The 15,092-nt window shown below is 73.1% G+C and carries 14 protein-coding genes; 9 read left to right on the top strand and 5 right to left on the bottom strand.

Annotated features, from left to right (window positions below):
* The first annotated feature begins 213 nt into the window (after nucleotides 1-213).
* Nucleotides 214-1,179 (top strand): pirin family protein, encoded by a 966-nt coding sequence (locus AF335_RS07110; RefSeq protein WP_102917893.1) that lies wholly within the window; start codon nucleotides 214-216, stop codon nucleotides 1,177-1,179.
* A gap of 275 nt (nucleotides 1,180-1,454) precedes the next feature.
* Entirely contained in the window at nucleotides 1,455-2,105 is a 651-nt protein-coding gene (locus AF335_RS07105) for a TetR/AcrR family transcriptional regulator (RefSeq protein ID WP_102917416.1), read from the top strand.
* Here AF335_RS07105 and AF335_RS07100 read toward each other — a convergent pair.
* The gene (locus AF335_RS07100) at nucleotides 2,102-2,617 is read right to left on the bottom strand and encodes a GNAT family N-acetyltransferase (RefSeq protein ID WP_102917415.1); all 516 of its coding nucleotides are present in this window, start codon (nucleotides 2,615-2,617) and stop codon (nucleotides 2,102-2,104) included. The two genes, AF335_RS07105 and AF335_RS07100, sit on opposite strands and share 4 nt — an antisense overlap.
* A gap of 575 nt (nucleotides 2,618-3,192) precedes the next feature.
* Here AF335_RS07100 and AF335_RS07095 point away from each other — a divergent pair.
* Nucleotides 3,193-4,545, top strand: a complete 1,353-nt coding sequence (locus AF335_RS07095; protein WP_102917414.1) for an FAD-dependent oxidoreductase — start codon at nucleotides 3,193-3,195, stop codon at nucleotides 4,543-4,545.
* A gap of 40 nt (nucleotides 4,546-4,585) precedes the next feature.
* Here AF335_RS07095 and AF335_RS07090 read toward each other — a convergent pair whose 3' ends face one another.
* A complete protein-coding gene (locus AF335_RS07090) occupies nucleotides 4,586-4,954 on the bottom strand; it encodes an ArsR/SmtB family transcription factor (protein ID WP_221505224.1) in 369 nt (122 codons plus the stop codon).
* Between the two features lie 187 nt (nucleotides 4,955-5,141).
* On the opposite strand from AF335_RS07090, the gene AF335_RS07085 reads away from it, so the two are divergent.
* From AF335_RS07085 to AF335_RS07070, 4 genes are all read left to right on the top strand, one after another.
* Nucleotides 5,142-6,236: an NADH:flavin oxidoreductase/NADH oxidase gene (locus tag AF335_RS07085; RefSeq protein ID WP_102917892.1), complete on the top strand. Its 1,095-nt coding sequence runs from the start codon at nucleotides 5,142-5,144 to the stop codon at nucleotides 6,234-6,236.
* Between the two features lie 194 nt (nucleotides 6,237-6,430).
* Nucleotides 6,431-7,108, top strand: coding sequence for a uracil-DNA glycosylase (locus tag AF335_RS07080; protein WP_102917891.1), 678 nt, complete (start codon nucleotides 6,431-6,433; stop codon nucleotides 7,106-7,108).
* Between the two features lie 70 nt (nucleotides 7,109-7,178).
* Nucleotides 7,179-8,306: an N-acetylglucosamine kinase gene (locus AF335_RS07075; protein ID WP_102917890.1), complete on the top strand. Its 1,128-nt coding sequence runs from the start codon at nucleotides 7,179-7,181 to the stop codon at nucleotides 8,304-8,306.
* 106 nt (nucleotides 8,307-8,412) lie between these two features.
* Nucleotides 8,413-9,357: a sirohydrochlorin chelatase gene (locus AF335_RS07070; protein WP_102917412.1), complete on the top strand. Its 945-nt coding sequence runs from the start codon at nucleotides 8,413-8,415 to the stop codon at nucleotides 9,355-9,357.
* 243 nt (nucleotides 9,358-9,600) lie between these two features.
* Here AF335_RS07070 and AF335_RS07065 read toward each other — a convergent pair whose 3' ends face one another.
* Together AF335_RS07065 and AF335_RS07060 are read right to left on the bottom strand one after the other, a co-directional pair.
* Entirely contained in the window at nucleotides 9,601-10,665 is a 1,065-nt protein-coding gene (locus tag AF335_RS07065) for a lactonase family protein (RefSeq protein ID WP_102917411.1), read from the bottom strand.
* A gap of 179 nt (nucleotides 10,666-10,844) precedes the next feature.
* Nucleotides 10,845-12,347 (bottom strand): FUSC family protein, encoded by a 1,503-nt coding sequence (locus tag AF335_RS07060; protein ID WP_102917410.1) that lies wholly within the window; start codon nucleotides 12,345-12,347, stop codon nucleotides 10,845-10,847.
* A 322-nt stretch (nucleotides 12,348-12,669) separates the two neighbouring features.
* Here AF335_RS07060 and AF335_RS07055 point away from each other — a divergent pair, with 322 nt between their 5' ends.
* Nucleotides 12,670-13,152: an Lrp/AsnC family transcriptional regulator gene (locus AF335_RS07055; protein ID WP_102917409.1), complete on the top strand. Its 483-nt coding sequence runs from the start codon at nucleotides 12,670-12,672 to the stop codon at nucleotides 13,150-13,152.
* A 441-nt stretch (nucleotides 13,153-13,593) separates the two neighbouring features.
* Nucleotides 13,594-14,523, top strand: coding sequence for a D-alanyl-D-alanine carboxypeptidase family protein (locus AF335_RS07050; protein ID WP_102917408.1), 930 nt, complete (start codon nucleotides 13,594-13,596; stop codon nucleotides 14,521-14,523).
* 126 nt (nucleotides 14,524-14,649) lie between these two features.
* Here the strand turns inward: AF335_RS07050 and AF335_RS07045 are convergent, their stop codons facing one another.
* Nucleotides 14,650-15,072, bottom strand: coding sequence for a YjbQ family protein (locus AF335_RS07045; RefSeq protein ID WP_102917407.1), 423 nt, complete (start codon nucleotides 15,070-15,072; stop codon nucleotides 14,650-14,652).
* Nucleotides 15,073-15,092 lie beyond the last annotated feature (20 nt).

Below are 15,092 nucleotides of genomic sequence, written 5' to 3'. Positions count from 1 at the left end.
CCCCACGGTCCGGTACGGACGGTTGAATACCCTCTGGTGTTCCTGATCCACTTCGCGGTTGTCCCGGCCTCCCAGACCTTGAAGGAGAGAGGGGACGACCATGAGGTCCGCACCCTGAGGGGCGTCCTACGCGGCGGCGGAGCCGAGGACCCGTTCACCGGCATCGCCGGTGCTCCCGCGACGCCGAGCAGTCGGGGCGGATACGTTGTCATCATGAGCAACCTTGATCGTCAGGCCACACTCTCCGTCTGCGGCGGCCGTGGATTCGTTCCCGGCGAGCCGGTGCACGAACTGCTCAGCCCACGCCACGTACGGCTCGGCGAATCGACCCGGGTGCGCCGGCTGCTCCCGAACCTGGGCCGTCGCATGGTGGGCGGCTGGGCCTTCATCGATCACTACGGTCCCGACGACATCGCTGACGAACCCGGCATGCAGGTGCCGCCGCACCCCCACATGGGGCTACAGACCGTCAGCTGGCTGCACGAGGGTGAAGTACTGCACCGTGACAGCCTCGGAAGCCTCCGGACCATCCGGCCGCGAGAGCTCGGCCTGATGACGTCCGGCCGGGCCATTTCCCATTCCGAGGAGAGTCCGCGGCCGCACGCCCGCTACCTGCACGGCGCTCAGCTCTGGGTCGCTCTCCCCGAAGCCCACCGGAACGTGGATCCGCACTTCGAGCATCACCCGAACCTGCCGGTGGTCACCGCGACCGGACTGACCGCGACCGTCGTTCTCGGTGAACTCGACGGCGCGCTCTCGCCCGGCACCGCGTACACCCCGATCGTCGGAGCGGATCTGACACTCGCCCGGGGCGCGACGGCGAGCCTGCCGCTCCACCCCGACTTCGAGTACGCCGTGCTCTCCATGTCGGGTGAGGCCCGCGTCGACGGTGTGCCGGTCCTGCCGGGTTCCATGCTCTACCTCGGGTGCGGCCGCACCGAACTGCCGTTGCGGGCCGAGTCGGACGCCGGTCTGATGCTGCTGGGAGGCGAGCCCTTCGAGGAAGAGATCGTGATGTGGTGGAACTTCATCGGCCGTACGGGGGAGGAGATCGCACAGGCCCGTGAGGCGTGGATGACCGGCGACCGCTTCGGCAGCGTCCATGGGTACGACGGAGTCCGGCTGCGGGCACCCGAGTTGCCGCCGGTGCCGCTCAAGCCGCGCGGTCGGGTCCGCTGAGGCACATACGAAAGACCCCGCCCGGCATCGTGCCTGGTGAGGGCCTGTGCGTGCCGTGCGGTGCAACGGTGGGTGCCGTGCGTACGGCCGGTCCGTGCTCATCCGTCCACGAGCGCGGCAGTGGCGCTGATCCGTGAATCGTCCGCTGATCGGGCGCTCCCCCGCGGCGCCCGATCAGCGGACGCACCGGATCCCTGCCTGCACGGCGGCGGCGAGGAGAACCGGAGACACGCTGAGTATAGTTGGCTCGGAGCCAGTCAACCCAGGAGTTGGACATGTCTCCCCGCAGCGCGTCCGTCAACGAGGAGTTGCGGCGCCGCTCCCGCGAGCGGCTGCTCGAAGCCACCGTCGAACTCGTGGCCGAGCGCGGCTATGAGGCGACGACGCTCGCCGACATCGCGGACCGGGCGGGCGCGGCGCGCGGCCTGGTGTCGTACTACTTCCCCGGCAAACGGCAGTTACTCCAGTCCGCCGTGCACCGGCTGATGCACCTGGAACTGGCCGCGGAGCTGGAGCGCCCGCCGTGCGCCGTGGACGGCGGGGAGCGGCTGGCGAGGTCGATAGATGTGGTCCTCGGCCTGGCCCGCGAACGCCCGTTGCTGATGCGCACGCACATGGCGGGCATTCTCCAGGAGGAGGGCTTCATGCGGTGCCCGGAGCAGCAGCGCCTCGCCCACCTGCTGCGCGACACCATGGAGCGCTACGGCTCGGCCGACCCGGACACCGACTACCGGCTGCTGCGCGCCCTGTTGATGGGCACGGTCGTGGCCGTCCTGCTGCCGGGGGCGCCGATGCCCGTCGAGCCGCTGCGCGCCGAGCTGTTCCGGCGGTACGGGCTGGACTGGGGGCTGGGCGTGCCGCCCGGTCCCGCGCCGCGCGAGGGCTTCGACGCCCCGGCGCGGCGCGGGACCGGCCGCCCGGCCTAGACGCCGAACGGGGCCGCGTAGCGGATGGTGCCGCCGGGCAGCGGCCGGCCCCCGTCGAGGCCGAGGACCATCATGGCCTCGTCCGGGACGTCGAAGGGGGGACGGATCCCGTGCGCGGAGGCGCGGGTGAAGCCGAACTTCGGGTAGTAGCCGGGGTGTCCGAGCACGGTGACGGCGTGCTCGCCCATGACCCTGGCGGCGTCGAGCGCGGCGCGTACGGCCGCGGCGCCGGCGCCGGTCTTCTGGTGTTCCGGGAGCACGGCGACGGGGGCCAGGCAGAGGGCCGGGGCGTCGCCGATGTGACAGCGGGTCAGCAGCGCATGGCCGACGACGGTGCCGTCCGGGGTCAGGGTGACCACGGAGAGGTCCGGGATCCAGGAGGCGTCGGCGCGCAGGGCGTCGACGAGATCGGCCTCCTGGGGGGTGTCGAACGCGGCGAGGACCACGGCGCGGATCGCGGGGACGTCGGCGTCGGTCTCGGTGCGGGTGATCCAGTCGGTGCGAGTGTTCATGACGGGATGACTATCCGTTTCTTGGGATCGGTAGGAGTCGTTCCCGAAGGGCCCGGTGCTCTCGGTCCGCCAGGAGGACAGACGGAGGACCGAAAGGAGAAGAGGACTGCGGAACAATCGGAGGGCCCTTGCGGGAAGGGGCCCGGTCAGCACACGGAGGCGACCACCGCGCCGAGCGGAAGGCTCGTCGCGCGGACGGATCGGGAAGCGGTCAGACCGGGGCCCGGGACGTGAGGATGGTCCGGGCGCCGCACATGGCAGCGGTCATCAGCACGGTCATCAACCTCACCTCCCCACTCGCTCAAAAATCCGGTCGAACACGAACGATCCTCACGTTAACACGCGCGGGTGAGGGCGCGCCCGTCAATTAAGCGCCCCGGAATCCACCCGTCACGGCCTCGGGATTCCTCGGCCGGAAGCGGCCGGAAGCGGTGCGTCCGGCTCGGTGCCCGGGGCCGGTCCGCCGCTTTCCGGCCGCCGCCGGTCTCCTGTGCCTCTCCCGCATCCTCTCCCCCGGTGCCATCCTGGACGTCTCTGCGGGACGTCTGCGGCCCGGCCGCGGGAAGGGGCCCGGCGTGCTTCGCGTCGCAGTCGTGGGATCGGGACCGAGCGGGGTCTACGCCGCACAGGCCCTCGTCCAGCAGCGGACGGTCCCCGGGGTGACGGTGGACGTCCTGGACCGCCTGCCGTGCCCGTACGGCCTGGTGCGCTACGGCGTCGCGCCCGACCACGAGAAGATCAAGTCGCTGCAGAACACCCTGCGCACCACGCTGGAGCACCCGGGCATCACCTTCCTCGGCAATGTCGCGGTGGGCGACGGCCCGCACGAGCTGGCGCCCCGGCGGCTGCTGGACCTCTACCACGCGGTGGTCTACTGCGTCGGGGCCGCGACCGACCGGCGGCTCGGGATCCCCGGCGAGGACCTGCCCGGGAGCTTCTCCGCCACCGAGTTCGTCTCCTGGTACAGCGCCCATCCGGACGCCGCCCCGGGCGGCTTCGTGCTCGGCGCGCGCTCGGCGGTCGTCATCGGGGTGGGCAATGTGGCGGTCGACGTGGCCCGGGTGCTGGCGCGCGGCGCCGCGGAACTGCGGCACACCGACGTACCGCACGCGGCCCTGGCCGCGCTCGGCGACAGCCGGGTCACGGACGTCCACATGGTGGGCCGGCGCGGCCCGTCCCAGGCCCGGTTCACCACGAAGGAGCTGCGCGAACTGGGGGCGCTGCCGGGCGCCGAGACGCTCGTACGGCCCGAGGAGGCGGCGCTGGACGCGGGGTGGGCCGATCCGTCCGGGCTGCCGTCGGCCGTCCGGCGCAACGTCGAGGTGCTGCGCGGCTGGGCGGAGCGGCCGGCGCTCGGCCGGGCGCGCCGCATCCGACTGCGGTTCTTCCTGCGCCCGGTGGCGCTGCTCGGCGAGGAGGCGGTGCGCGCGGTGCGCTTCGAGCGGACCGTTCCGGACGGGCGGGGCGGGGTGACGGGCACGGGGCGGTTCGAGGAGATCGAGGCGGGGCTGGTGCTGCGGTCGGTGGGCTATCGCGGGGTGCCGATCGCGGGGCTGCCGTTCGACGAGGGCAGCGGGACGGTCCCGCACGACCGGGGAAGGGTGCTGCGGGACGGTACGCCGTCGCCGGGCGAGTACGTGGCGGGGTGGATCAAGCGCGGGCCGACCGGGGTGATCGGGACCAATCGCTCGTGCGCCAAGGAGACCGTGGCGTCGCTGCTCGAGGACGCGGGGGCGCTGCTGGCGCGGCGTCCGGCGGCGGACGCGCGCGCCGCGCTGCGGGCGGCGGGCCGGGAGCCCGTCGAGTGGCCGGGCTGGCTGGGGATCGAGGCGGCGGAGGCCGCGCTCGGGCGGAGCCTGGGCCGGGGTCCGGTGAAGATCCCGGACTGGGAGGGCCTGCTGGCCGCCGCCCACGGCGCGCGGGGCTGAGGCGCACGGTCCGGACGGGCGGCGACGGGGCCGTGGACGCCTATCGCGCGGCGGTCTCCCGGCGCGCCGCCTGGCGGTCGGCCGCGGCGAGGACGCTGCCGAGCAGCCCGGGGAAGAGCTCCTCCAGGTCGTCGCGGCGCAGCGCGTTCATCTTGGCGGTCCCCCGGTAGATCTGGCTGATCACACCGCTCTCGCGGAGCACCCGGAAGTGGTGCGTGGTCGTGGACTTGCTCACCGGGAGGTCGAAGACGGAACAGCTCTGCTCGGCCTCGGAACCCGCGAGCGTGCACACGATCCGCAGGCGCATGGGGTCGGAGAGCGCGTGCAGCACGTCCTCGAGGCGGATCAGGTCACGGTCGGGGTGCTCCAGGGAGCGGCCGGTCGACGGGGGCCGGGGCTGTGTCCGCACGGCTGCTCCTTCGGGCTCGGTCGTTACTCGCCGTCGGTGCCGGGCGAGAAACCCATTGTACGAGGATCCTCGTAGTTTGACATCTGGCGTACTACGATGGGTATCGTACGAACCGTGGTCGACGCCCAGCGGCGGACACCGCGCCCGTTGCCCCATCCGTGTAGCGCATTTGGAGTCTGTTGTGAGCGTGAGCGCACTCTTCGAGCCTTACTCCCTTCGGTCACTGACCTTCCCCAACCGCGTCTGGATGGCACCCATGTGCCAGTACTCCGCGGACGCGTTCGGACCGAACGCGGGCGTGGCGCGGGACTGGCACTTCGCCCACTACGCCGCCCGCGCCACCGGCGGCGCCGGACTGATCCTGCTGGAGGCGACGGCCGTCAGCCCCGAGGGCCGGATCAGCCCCGGAGACCTGGGCATCTGGAACGACACCCAGGCCGAGGCGCTGCGCCGGATCACCGCCTTCCTCAAGGAGCGGGGCACGGTTCCCGGCATCCAGATAGCGCACGCCGGCCGTAAGGCGTCGACGAAGCGCCCCTGGCACGGCAGCGGGTACGCCGACGCCGACGAGGCGTGGCCGACGCTCGCCCCGAGCGCCGTCCCCTTCGACGACCGTCACCCCACGCCCGCCGAGCTGACGGTGGAGCAGATCCAGGAGATCGTGGGACAGTTCGGGGACGCCGCCCGGCGCGCCCTGGCCGCGGGCTTCGAGGTCGTCGAGGTGCACGGCGCGCACGGCTACCTCATCCACGAATTCCTCTCCCCGCACAGCAACCGGCGCACCGACGCGTACGGCGGCTCCTTCGAGAACCGCGTCCGGTTCGCCCTGGAGGTCGTCGACGCCGTGCGCGCGGTGTGGCCGGAGGACCTGCCGGTCCTCTTCCGCGTCTCGGCCACCGACTGGCTGTCGGAGAACGCCGACGACGGGCGCGAGGGCTGGACGGCCGACCAGACCGTGGCCCTGGCCCGCGAACTGCGGGCCCACGGCGTGGACCTGCTCGACGTCTCCACCGGCGGGCTCGTCGGTGACGCGGCCATCCCGGTCGGCCCCGGCTACCAGGTGCCGTTCGCGAGCCGGGTGAAGGACGAGGCCGGACTCCCGGCCGCCGCGGTGGGGCTGATCACCGAGCCCGAGCAGGCCGAGAAGATCATCGCCTCGGGCGAGGCCGACGCGGTCCTGCTCGGCCGCGAGCTGCTGCGCGACCCGCACTGGGCGCACCGCGCCGCCGACGCGCTGGGTGCCGCCAAGCGGACGCCGAAGCAGTACGGCAGGGCCTTCTGACCTGCCCTTACGCGCTTCCGGGGAGCACCGGCCGACGGTCCCCGGAGGCGCCCGGCCCGCCTCCGCGCGGGCGGGCCGATCACTCGTCCGGGGGACGGCGGAACAGCGCGGGGCCGTACCGCGGCGGGGTTCGCACGGACAGTGGCGGGAAGCGCGTTCGTACGGGAACGGACTGAGCCAGTAGGGTGACGCCCGTGGCTGCACGACCGTTGAATGAGATCGTCGAACCGGGCTGGGCCAAGGCGCTGGAGCCGGTGGCCGGGCGGATCGCCGCGATGGGTGACTTCCTGCGCGCCGAGATCGCCGCGGGCCGTACGTACCTGCCCTCGGGCGCGAATGTGCTGCGGGCCTTCCAGCAGCCCTTCGACGAAGTGAGAGTGCTGATCGTCGGTCAGGACCCGTACCCGACACCGGGTCATGCCGTGGGGCTGAGCTTCTCGGTCGCGCCGGAGGTACGGCCGCTGCCGGGCAGTCTGGAGAACATATACCGCGAGATGCACACGGACCTGGGGCTGCCGCGGCCCTCGAACGGGGATCTGACCCCGTGGACGCGTCAGGGCGTGCTGCTCCTCAACCGCGCGCTGACCACGGCCCCGCGCAAGCCGGCGGCGCACCGCGGCAAGGGCTGGGAGGAGGTCACCGAGCAGGCGATCCGGGCGCTGGTCGCCCGGGGCGACCCGATGGTGGCGATCCTGTGGGGCCGTGACGCCCGTAATCTGCGTCCGCTGCTCGGCCAGGTGCCGTCCGTGGAGTCCGCGCACCCCTCCCCCATGTCGGCCGACCGCGGTTTCTTCGGCTCCCGGCCGTTCAGCCGGGCCAATGAGCTGCTGGCCCGGCAAGGGGCGGCTCCGGTGGACTGGCGGCTTCCGTGACCCGCCGCGCGGCGCCGTCGCGGACGTCCGGGACGCCGTCGCGCCAGGTCCCGCGGAGACGACCGCTCCGATGACTCCGACGGCACGGCCTTCCGGCCTTGTCCTGGGTGTCGACTCCGGCGGCTCGGGCATCCGGGTCGCCCTGGCCCCCGCCGACGGCGGGGGCCCTTCGCTGCGCTGGTCCTCCTCCGTACCCGCCGTCGTCGGCCCGTCCGGCATCGACGCCCGGAGCCTCCTGGAGCAGGTGCTGCCCGCCGCCCGGGAGCTGCTCGAACGGGCGCCCGGCGGGGCCGCCGACGCGGGCGGCGGGCGCTGTGAGGCCGTCTGCGTGGGCGCGGCCGGGATGGCCGCGCTCGGGGACGATCTCCGCGCAGTCCTTCCCGCGGCCCTGCGCGAGGCGCTCGGCACCCGGCGGCTGGCCCTGGCCTCGGACGCGGTCACCGCGTACGTGGGAGCCCTGGGACAGCGTCCGGGTGTCGTCGTGGCCGCCGGTACGGGCATGGTCGCCCTGGGCACCGATCTGACGCCCGAGGGCGGCTGGCGGCGCGCGGACGGCTGGGGGCACCTGCTCGGCGACTGCGGCGGCGGTGCCTGGATCGGGCGCGCCGGGCTGGAAGCGGCCATGCGGGCGCACGACGGCCGGGCCGGCGGGTCGAAGGCGCTGCTGGACCGGCTGCGCGCCGTGTTCGGCCCCCCGGAGCGGCTGCCCGGCCTGCTGTACCCACGGGCGGATCGTCCCGCCGTGCTCGCCGCCTTCGCCCCCGAGGTCGCCGCGTGCGCGGCGACCGACCCGGTCGCCGCCGCCGTCCTCCGCGAGGCCGCCTGGCACATCGCCGGAGCGGCCGCGGCGGCCTGCCCGCCCTCCGGCGCGGTGCCCGAAATATACGACACCCCCCACATTTCCGGTCGGGTGATTTCCGGCCGGACGGGGCCGGATCCCGGGGCCGGGGCACCACCGGGCGGGGTGGCGGAAGAGGCGGGTGCGACGTGCGAAGTGGCACTCGTCGGCGGATTGTTCCGGATGGGCGATCCCCTGCTCGTACCCGTGCACGAAGAATTGCAAAAGCAACTACCTCATGCGCGGCCGGTCGAGGCTGCGGGCGAGCCGCTGGACGGCGCGTCGGCCGTGGCGGGAGCGTTGGTGACGGACAGTCTCCGGGTGCCGACCGACCCCGCGATGCTACGTATCATTTGCTGAACACTCCTTCATTCGTCGTATGCGCGGGCGAATAAATCCGGACAGACAAGACCGGGACGGACCCACCCGAACGGTCCGGTGCGATGAACGACTAACATGCGGCGCCATGAGCTCCCCCACAGGGCCCGCGCCTGGCCTGCCCGTACGAATGCCGCGTCCCCGTCAGCCCGGACGGCATCGGCGACCGGAGCCAGCGGCCGCGCCGGTGGGTGCGCCTCCGCTGGTCCTCGCCGTGCCGGGGACGCCCGAGCCCGCCACCCGCGGCCTGGCCGAGGAGATTCTGAGCATCGCCCGCTCCGAACTCCCCGGCATCGACGCCCGGATCGGCTACGTGGACGCGCAGGGCGACAGCGGCGGCTATCCGTCGCTGGAGTCCGTCCTCGCGCACGCGGCCGCCCAGCGCGCCGCTCGCGCGCGCGAAGCCGAAGCCTCCGGCTCCGCGGCGGACGCCGCCGACTCCTGGGACCGCTGGCCCACCGCCATCACCGTGCCGCTGCTCGCCGGACCCGACAACGCGCTCCTCCGGCGGATACGCCAGTCGGTCATGAACAGCGGCTCCGTCACCGAGCTCACCGACACGCTCGGCCCGCACCCGCTGCTCGCCGAGGCGCTGCACGTGCGCCTCTCGGAGGCCGGGCTGGCCCGCGCCGACCGCGCCCGACTGTTCACAGTTGCAACCGCCGCCGACGGGATCATCCTGGCGACGGTGGGCGGCGAGGAGGCCGTGCAGGCCGCCGGCATCACCGGAATGCTGCTCTCCGCCCGACTGGCCGTGCCCGTGCTGGCCGCCGCGCTGGACGAGGAGGGCGCCGTCGCCCGCGCCGCCGAGCAGCTGCGCGGCGCCGGCTCCCGGCAGCTGGCGCTCGCGCCGTGTCTGATCGGCCCCGAGGTGGCCGAGGGTCTCGCCGCCGAGGCCGCGCGCGAGATCTCCTGCGCCGCGGCCGAGCCGCTGGGCGCCTACCCGGCGATCGGCAAGCTGGCCCTGGCGAAGTACGCGAGCGTCCTGGGCATCACGCCCCAGCCGTCGCCGCAGGGCGTACCGGGCCGCTGAGCGGCGCCGCACACCGCGCACGAGCCGTAACCGCCCGACGGGCCCCGCGGCCCGTAAGGCGTCCGGAGAGGGGCTCCCGCCCGGCGGGGGCCCCTCCGGCGCGTCCGGGGGCGGGTCGACACGCCTGACGGGCCGGTCGCACGCGCTCGGGACCTCTCGCGGTCTCACCCTGAACTTCAGCTTGAGGGTGAGGCGCCGGGAGGACCCCGGAACCGGCTCCGGCCGGTCGGAGCCCCCGCCGTCTCAGGCGAAGATCACGCAGGACGCGGCGGCCACCGGAAGCGTGCCGCCGGGCCGCGGTATGCCGGTGGCGGGATCGACGGTGAACCACGCGACGTCGCCGGAGCGCTCGTTGGCCGCGTACAGATGGCGTCCCGACGGATGGAGCGTCAGATCCCGGGGCCACCGGCCTCCGCAGCCGACCGCGGAGCGGAGTTCGAGGCCCTCGCCCGACGCGTCGAGGGCGAGGGTGGTGATGCTGTCGTGGCCGCGATTGGCGACCCACAGGAAGCGTCCGTCAGGCGCGACCACGGGCGCCGACGGATAGTTCACGACCCCGGCGTCCGGCGGCACGACGCGGGTCTCGCCCAGTGGCTCCAGGGTCCCCTTCGCCGCGTCCCAGCGGCACACCACGACCGTCGACTCCAGCTCGTTGAGCACGTAGGCGCGGTCGCCGCGCGGGTGGAAGACGAGGTGCCGGGGGCCCGTGCCCGGTCGGAACGGCGTCTCGTGGTGCGGGCGGGGCAGGCCGGACACCGGGTCCAGGGCGTGGATCCACACCGAGTCCGTACCGAGGTCGACGGCGAGGAGCCAGCGGCCGGAGGGGTCGGGCACGACGGCGTGCGCGTGCGGGGCCTCCTGGCGGTCGGCGACCGGCCCGCCGCCCCGGTGCGGGAGGACCGTCGCGGGCGCGCCCAGGGCGCCGCCCGTACGGACCGGCAGGGCGCTCACACTGCCCGAACCGTAGTTGGCGGTGAACACATGGGTGCCGGTGAACACGAGGTGGGTGGGGCCGTCGCCGCGCACGGGGACGGGCGCGCCGAGCGGCTCGGGCCGTACGGGGTCGGCGAGGGAGAAGGCCGCGACGGCGCCTTCGTCGGTCTCGCTCACCGCGTAGAGCACGTCGGCGCCGGGCGAGAGGGTGAGGAACGACGGGTTCACGACCGCGTCGGTGGAGTGCACCGGGGTCAGGCCGCCGGTGTCGGGGTCGACCTCGGCGACGGTCAGGCCGGGGCCGCCCGTCTCCGTGAACGAACCGATGTACGCGAGGCTTCCCCGGCGCCTCGGCCGTGCGCTGCTGATCACCATGCCGCCCTCCCCTCGGACCACGTGTGTCTCCGACGCTACACGCAGGTACCGACAGAGCGAGGTCAGGGCCGTGTCAGGAAGATGCCGGTGTCCGGAACGGGCTCCGGGACCGTCCGGCACGGAGGTGCCGGAACGGTCCCGGAGGAGCGTGCGGAGGCCGTTCGAGGACGACGGGCGCGTCAGGCTTCGGCGAACACTCCGCGCGGGTTGCCGCGCAGCGGCTCGGCGAGCGAGGAGAGCGCCTCTTCGAGCTCGCGCAGATGGGCGAGCGCGCGCTCGGCACCGGGGTGGTGGTGCGGGACGGCGTCGAGGGCGGCGGCCGGGGGCACCTGCTGGCCGCCGGGCGCGACCAGCCCGTGGAGCGCCGTCTCGACCCGCTGGCAGGCGGCGGTGAGCCGGGCGTCGTGCGAGGCGTCCGGGTCGGCCGCGACGGCCGCCAGGCCGCGCGCCTGCCGGGCGCAGTCGTCGAGGTGCAGCATGACCTGCCGGGCGCGCTCCTTACGGACGCGCAGGGGGCTGAGCGGGTGCAGGAGGGGCGCGAGGGATACGCGGACCTTGCCGAGGAGGAGTTCCAGCTCGGCGACGTGCGGGGCGGGGTCGGCGGACTCGTCGCCGGCCAGCCGCCGGGCGGCCTCCGCCGTGCAGTGCCGCACGGCCAGCAGAGCGCGCTGGATCCAGGCGTCGGTGGCGGCGTGGGTGGTGACGGGCAGGACGAGGGCGACGGCGAGCGCCGCGCCGGCGGCCCCCACGAGGGTCTGCTCGAAGCGCAGGGCGAGCAGGCCGGGGTGGAGCACGCCGAGGAGCCCGTAGAGCAGACCGGCCATGACGGTCACGAAGAACATCATCCAGCTGTACGAGGGCGCGGCCGTGTAGAAGATCCCGAAGACGCAGACGGCGACGAGGAGGGCGGTGGGCCCCGGCGCGCCGTGCAGCGGCACCGCGACCAGCAGGCCGACGACGATGCCGGCCAGCGTGCCGACGACCCGGCGGAAGCCGCGCACGAGGGTCTCGCCGCGCGAGGCGGTGTTGACGAAGATCCACCAGGCGGTGCCGACGGCCCAGTACCAGCGCTCGTCGGAGACGAGCTGGCCGACGCCGAGGGCGAGGGCGCAGGCGAAGGTGTTCTGGAACGCCAGGCGCGTCGTGGGGCGTGCCAGGCCGCGGGCCGCGAGCGGGGCGGGGCCCGCGGGCGGCGGGGTGCGGCGTTCGAAGCACCAGACGCCGAAGCGGACGAGCCCGCACGCGGCGAGGGACAGCAGCACGGCCACGTACAGCTGGGGCAGCTGCGCGGGGACGGCGTGCAGGAACTGCGTGGCGAAGAACATCATGAAGCCGAAGATCCCGAGGGCCTGTCCGCGCGCACCCCAGCGCCGGGCGTAGACCCCGGCGAAGACCACCGCGAGGAAGGCCGCGTCGCGGAGCAGCGGCATGCCGTGCAGGGCGGCGGCCAGCGCGAGCACGGGGAAGCCGACGACGGGCAGCAGGGCGGTGGTGACCACCTGGCGCCGCGCGGTCGGGTCGCCGACGGTGAACATGGCGAGCAGCGCCGCCAGGCCGCCCGCGACGGTGGCGGGCAGTGGCAGGCCGGACAGCTCCACGACGGTGACCGCGAAGCCCACGCCCAGGACGGCGCGGGCGGCGGTGCGCAGTCTGACCCGGCCCGGGTCCGGTGCCACGAACATTCTCTTCAGAGCTGCCGCCCCTTCTACATTCCGGCATAAAAAAGGCGCCACGGGATCATCCGCGGCGCCATCGACTGCTCCATCACAACATCTCATCGGCTGTTGGCTCAAGAGAGGCGAATTCCGCTGGGCCAATGGCACAGCCTTGAGGCCAGGTTTCCGGCCGGAGGAGGACCAATGGCGCCCTCGTCCGGCCGCCGGTCCGTATGGCGTGGTCCCGTCACCCCTCCGAACGGGCGCCGAGAGGCTCTCCAGGCCGACGGGATGAGCCATTGGTACATTGACCGGCCGGGAATCCCGACCATGAGGAGGCCGTCGGCGCATGGCTGTGGACGCTTTGGACTCGAAGATCCTCCGGTTGCTGCTGGAGCAGCCACGCACCAGCGTGCGCGAGTACGCACGGCTGCTGGGCATCGCGCGCGGCACGCTCCAGGCCCGCCTGGACCGGCTGGAGCGGGACGGGGTGATCACGGGGACGGGACCGCGCCTCTCCCCCGCCGCGCTCGGCCACCCCGTGCTGGCCTTCGTCCATATCGAGGTCACCCAGGGGCACCTCGACCCGGTGGCGACCTCCCTGGCCGAGGTCCCCGAGATCATCGAGGCGTTCTCCATCACCGGGGGCGGCGACATGATGGCGCGCGTCGTCGCGCGGGACGCCGGGCACTTGGAGGACGTGATCCAGCTGCTCGTACAGCTTCCCGGAGTGGTGCGTACGCGCACCGAGGTCGTATTGCGCGAACGGGTTCCGTACCGGATGGTGCCGCTCGTGGACGCGGTGGGGCGGGCGGCTCAGCGTAGTTCGTGACGGGGCCCTGGCCATCGGGCGGGTTTCCGTCCGCATCCTGGGGCGCGTGAGCACCTCCCCTATTCACCGGAAACGCGTTCCTTCATTACTTGGCACTCCCCGGTCATTTCCGATCCCGATGGAACGCCCATGGGCAGCGGATCGAATTGCCACGGCGCCGGTGGCCGGGGTCGCGCGGTACGGCATGCGGGCCCGCGCCCCTCCGACGTGCGGCGCGCCTCCGTGGCCCGTCCGCCGAGGGCCTCCGGTATCCCCTTTCTCCGGGTGCGTGCGCCCGTCTCCGCTCCTCGCCCGGAAGGAATTCGGCGCGAAGCGGGTCAACTCGCGGGGCTCGGGAGGCGTTCGAGCGGATCCCGGTTTCTCCTGGCGAAAGCGTTGGTGCGATCATCTGCTCGCTCGACTCGACACGCGAGAACCGGCACTCGAGAAACAGAGGCATAGATGGAGCGATGTGAGGGAAGACCGGCCCGCCGGTGGGGCGCGGCCCTGATCGCCTCGACCGCGGCGGTCGCCGTCGCACTCCCCGCGACGTCCGCGGAGGCCGCGAGCGGCCCGGCGGTGGCCGCGAAGGGCGCGTTCCTGCTCGACAGCGGCAAGAACCGCCAGCTGTGGGCCAAGGACGCCGACACCCGGCGGCAGATGGCCAGCACCACCAAGATCATGACCGCGACGGTCGTCCTGGACACCCGGGGTGTGGACCTCGACAAGAAGGTCACCGTCAAGCAGTCCTACCGCGACTACGTGACGCGGAACGGGGCGAGCACCGCCGACCTGCGGACCGGCGACAAGATGACCGTGCGGCAGCTGCTGTACGGCCTGATGCTGCCCTCCGGGTGCGACGCCGCTTACGCACTCGCCGACACCTTCGGCACGGGCAACAGCGAATCGGCCCGCACCGCCTCGTTCATCTCCAAGATGAACAAGAAGGCCGCCGATCTGGGCATGAAGAACACCAGGTACGACTCCTTCGACGGCATATCGGCGAAGGGCGCCAACTACACCTCGCCGCGGGATTCGGCCAGGCTCGCCGGTCACGCGCTGTCGAACAGCACCTTCCGCACGGTCGTGAGGACGACGTCGACCCAGCAGAAGGCCGCGAACGTCAACCGCACGTACTACTGGGACAACACGAACAAGCTGCTGGGCTCCTACAAGGGCGCGCTCGGCATCAAGACGGGCACCGGCACCGCGGCCGGCCCCTGCCTGGTCTTCGCCGCCCAGCGGGACGGCCGGACCGTCGTGGGCGTCATCCTCAACGACCCCGCGCAGCGCTATCCGGACGCCGTGAAGATGCTGGACTGGGCCTTCAAGACGAAGACCCGATCGGACGTCAAACTCCGTCAGCTGCCGGATTCGGCGCAGCAGGACTGACGGCCGCCCCTATGGGCGAATGCATGTCCGAGTAACCGGACGATGCCCCTATGGGAGTGCTCCCATAGGGGCGTTTTTTGCGATCCCGTCGGCTCTTGGGTTTTCCTCGCCGGCTTCGCCGCTCCCTCAGCCGAGGAAGGAAAGCCGGACGTGGCGGTCGGGGTTGTCCACGTTCGTATCGACCAGGACGACCGACTGCCATGTCCCCAGCGCCAGTTCGCCCCCGATCACCGGGAGCGTGGCGTGCGGTGGCACCAGGGCAGGGAGCACATGGTCCCGGCCGTGGCCGGGGGTGCCGTGGCGGTGGCGCCAGCGGTCGTCGGCCGGGAGGAGGTCGTGGAGGGCGGCCAGGAGGTCGTCATCGCTGCCGGCACCGGTCTCGATCACGGCCAGGCCGGCGGTCGCGTGGGGCGTGAAGACGTTCAGCAGTCCGTCGCGCCCCCGGGCGGCCTCCTGGAGGAATGCGGAGCACGCGTCCGTCAGGTCGTACACGGTCTCGACGGAGCCCGTCGGAACGCTGAGCGTGCGGGTGGTGAAGGTGTCAGCCATTTCCTCACCGTAACGCCGCA

This window comes from Streptomyces eurocidicus (assembly GCF_002891295.1).
Classification (GTDB): domain Bacteria; phylum Actinomycetota; class Actinomycetes; order Streptomycetales; family Streptomycetaceae; genus Streptomyces; species Streptomyces eurocidicus.
The sequence above is the reverse complement of the archived record's forward strand: the minus strand, read 5'-3'. Positions and strand labels throughout refer to the sequence as shown.

Coding starts and splice junctions, on each gene's coding strand:
- AF335_RS07105 (WP_102917416.1), top strand. CDS start 1,455: ATGTCTCCCCGCAGCGCGTCCGTCAACGAGGAGTTGCGGCGCCGCTCC.
- AF335_RS07045 (WP_102917407.1), bottom strand. CDS start 15,072: ATGGCTGACACCTTCACCACCCGCACGCTCAGCGTTCCGACGGGCTCC.
- AF335_RS07100 (WP_102917415.1), bottom strand. CDS start 2,617: ATGAACACTCGCACCGACTGGATCACCCGCACCGAGACCGACGCCGAC.
- AF335_RS07075 (WP_102917890.1), top strand. CDS start 7,179: ATGACTCCGACGGCACGGCCTTCCGGCCTTGTCCTGGGTGTCGACTCC.
- AF335_RS07060 (WP_102917410.1), bottom strand. CDS start 12,347: ATGTTCGTGGCACCGGACCCGGGCCGGGTCAGACTGCGCACCGCCGCC.
- AF335_RS07050 (WP_102917408.1), top strand. CDS start 13,594: ATGGAGCGATGTGAGGGAAGACCGGCCCGCCGGTGGGGCGCGGCCCTG.
- AF335_RS07065 (WP_102917411.1), bottom strand. CDS start 10,665: ATGGTGATCAGCAGCGCACGGCCGAGGCGCCGGGGAAGCCTCGCGTAC.
- AF335_RS07055 (WP_102917409.1), top strand. CDS start 12,670: ATGGCTGTGGACGCTTTGGACTCGAAGATCCTCCGGTTGCTGCTGGAG.
- AF335_RS07110 (WP_102917893.1), top strand. CDS start 214: ATGAGCAACCTTGATCGTCAGGCCACACTCTCCGTCTGCGGCGGCCGT.
- AF335_RS07070 (WP_102917412.1), top strand. CDS start 8,413: ATGAGCTCCCCCACAGGGCCCGCGCCTGGCCTGCCCGTACGAATGCCG.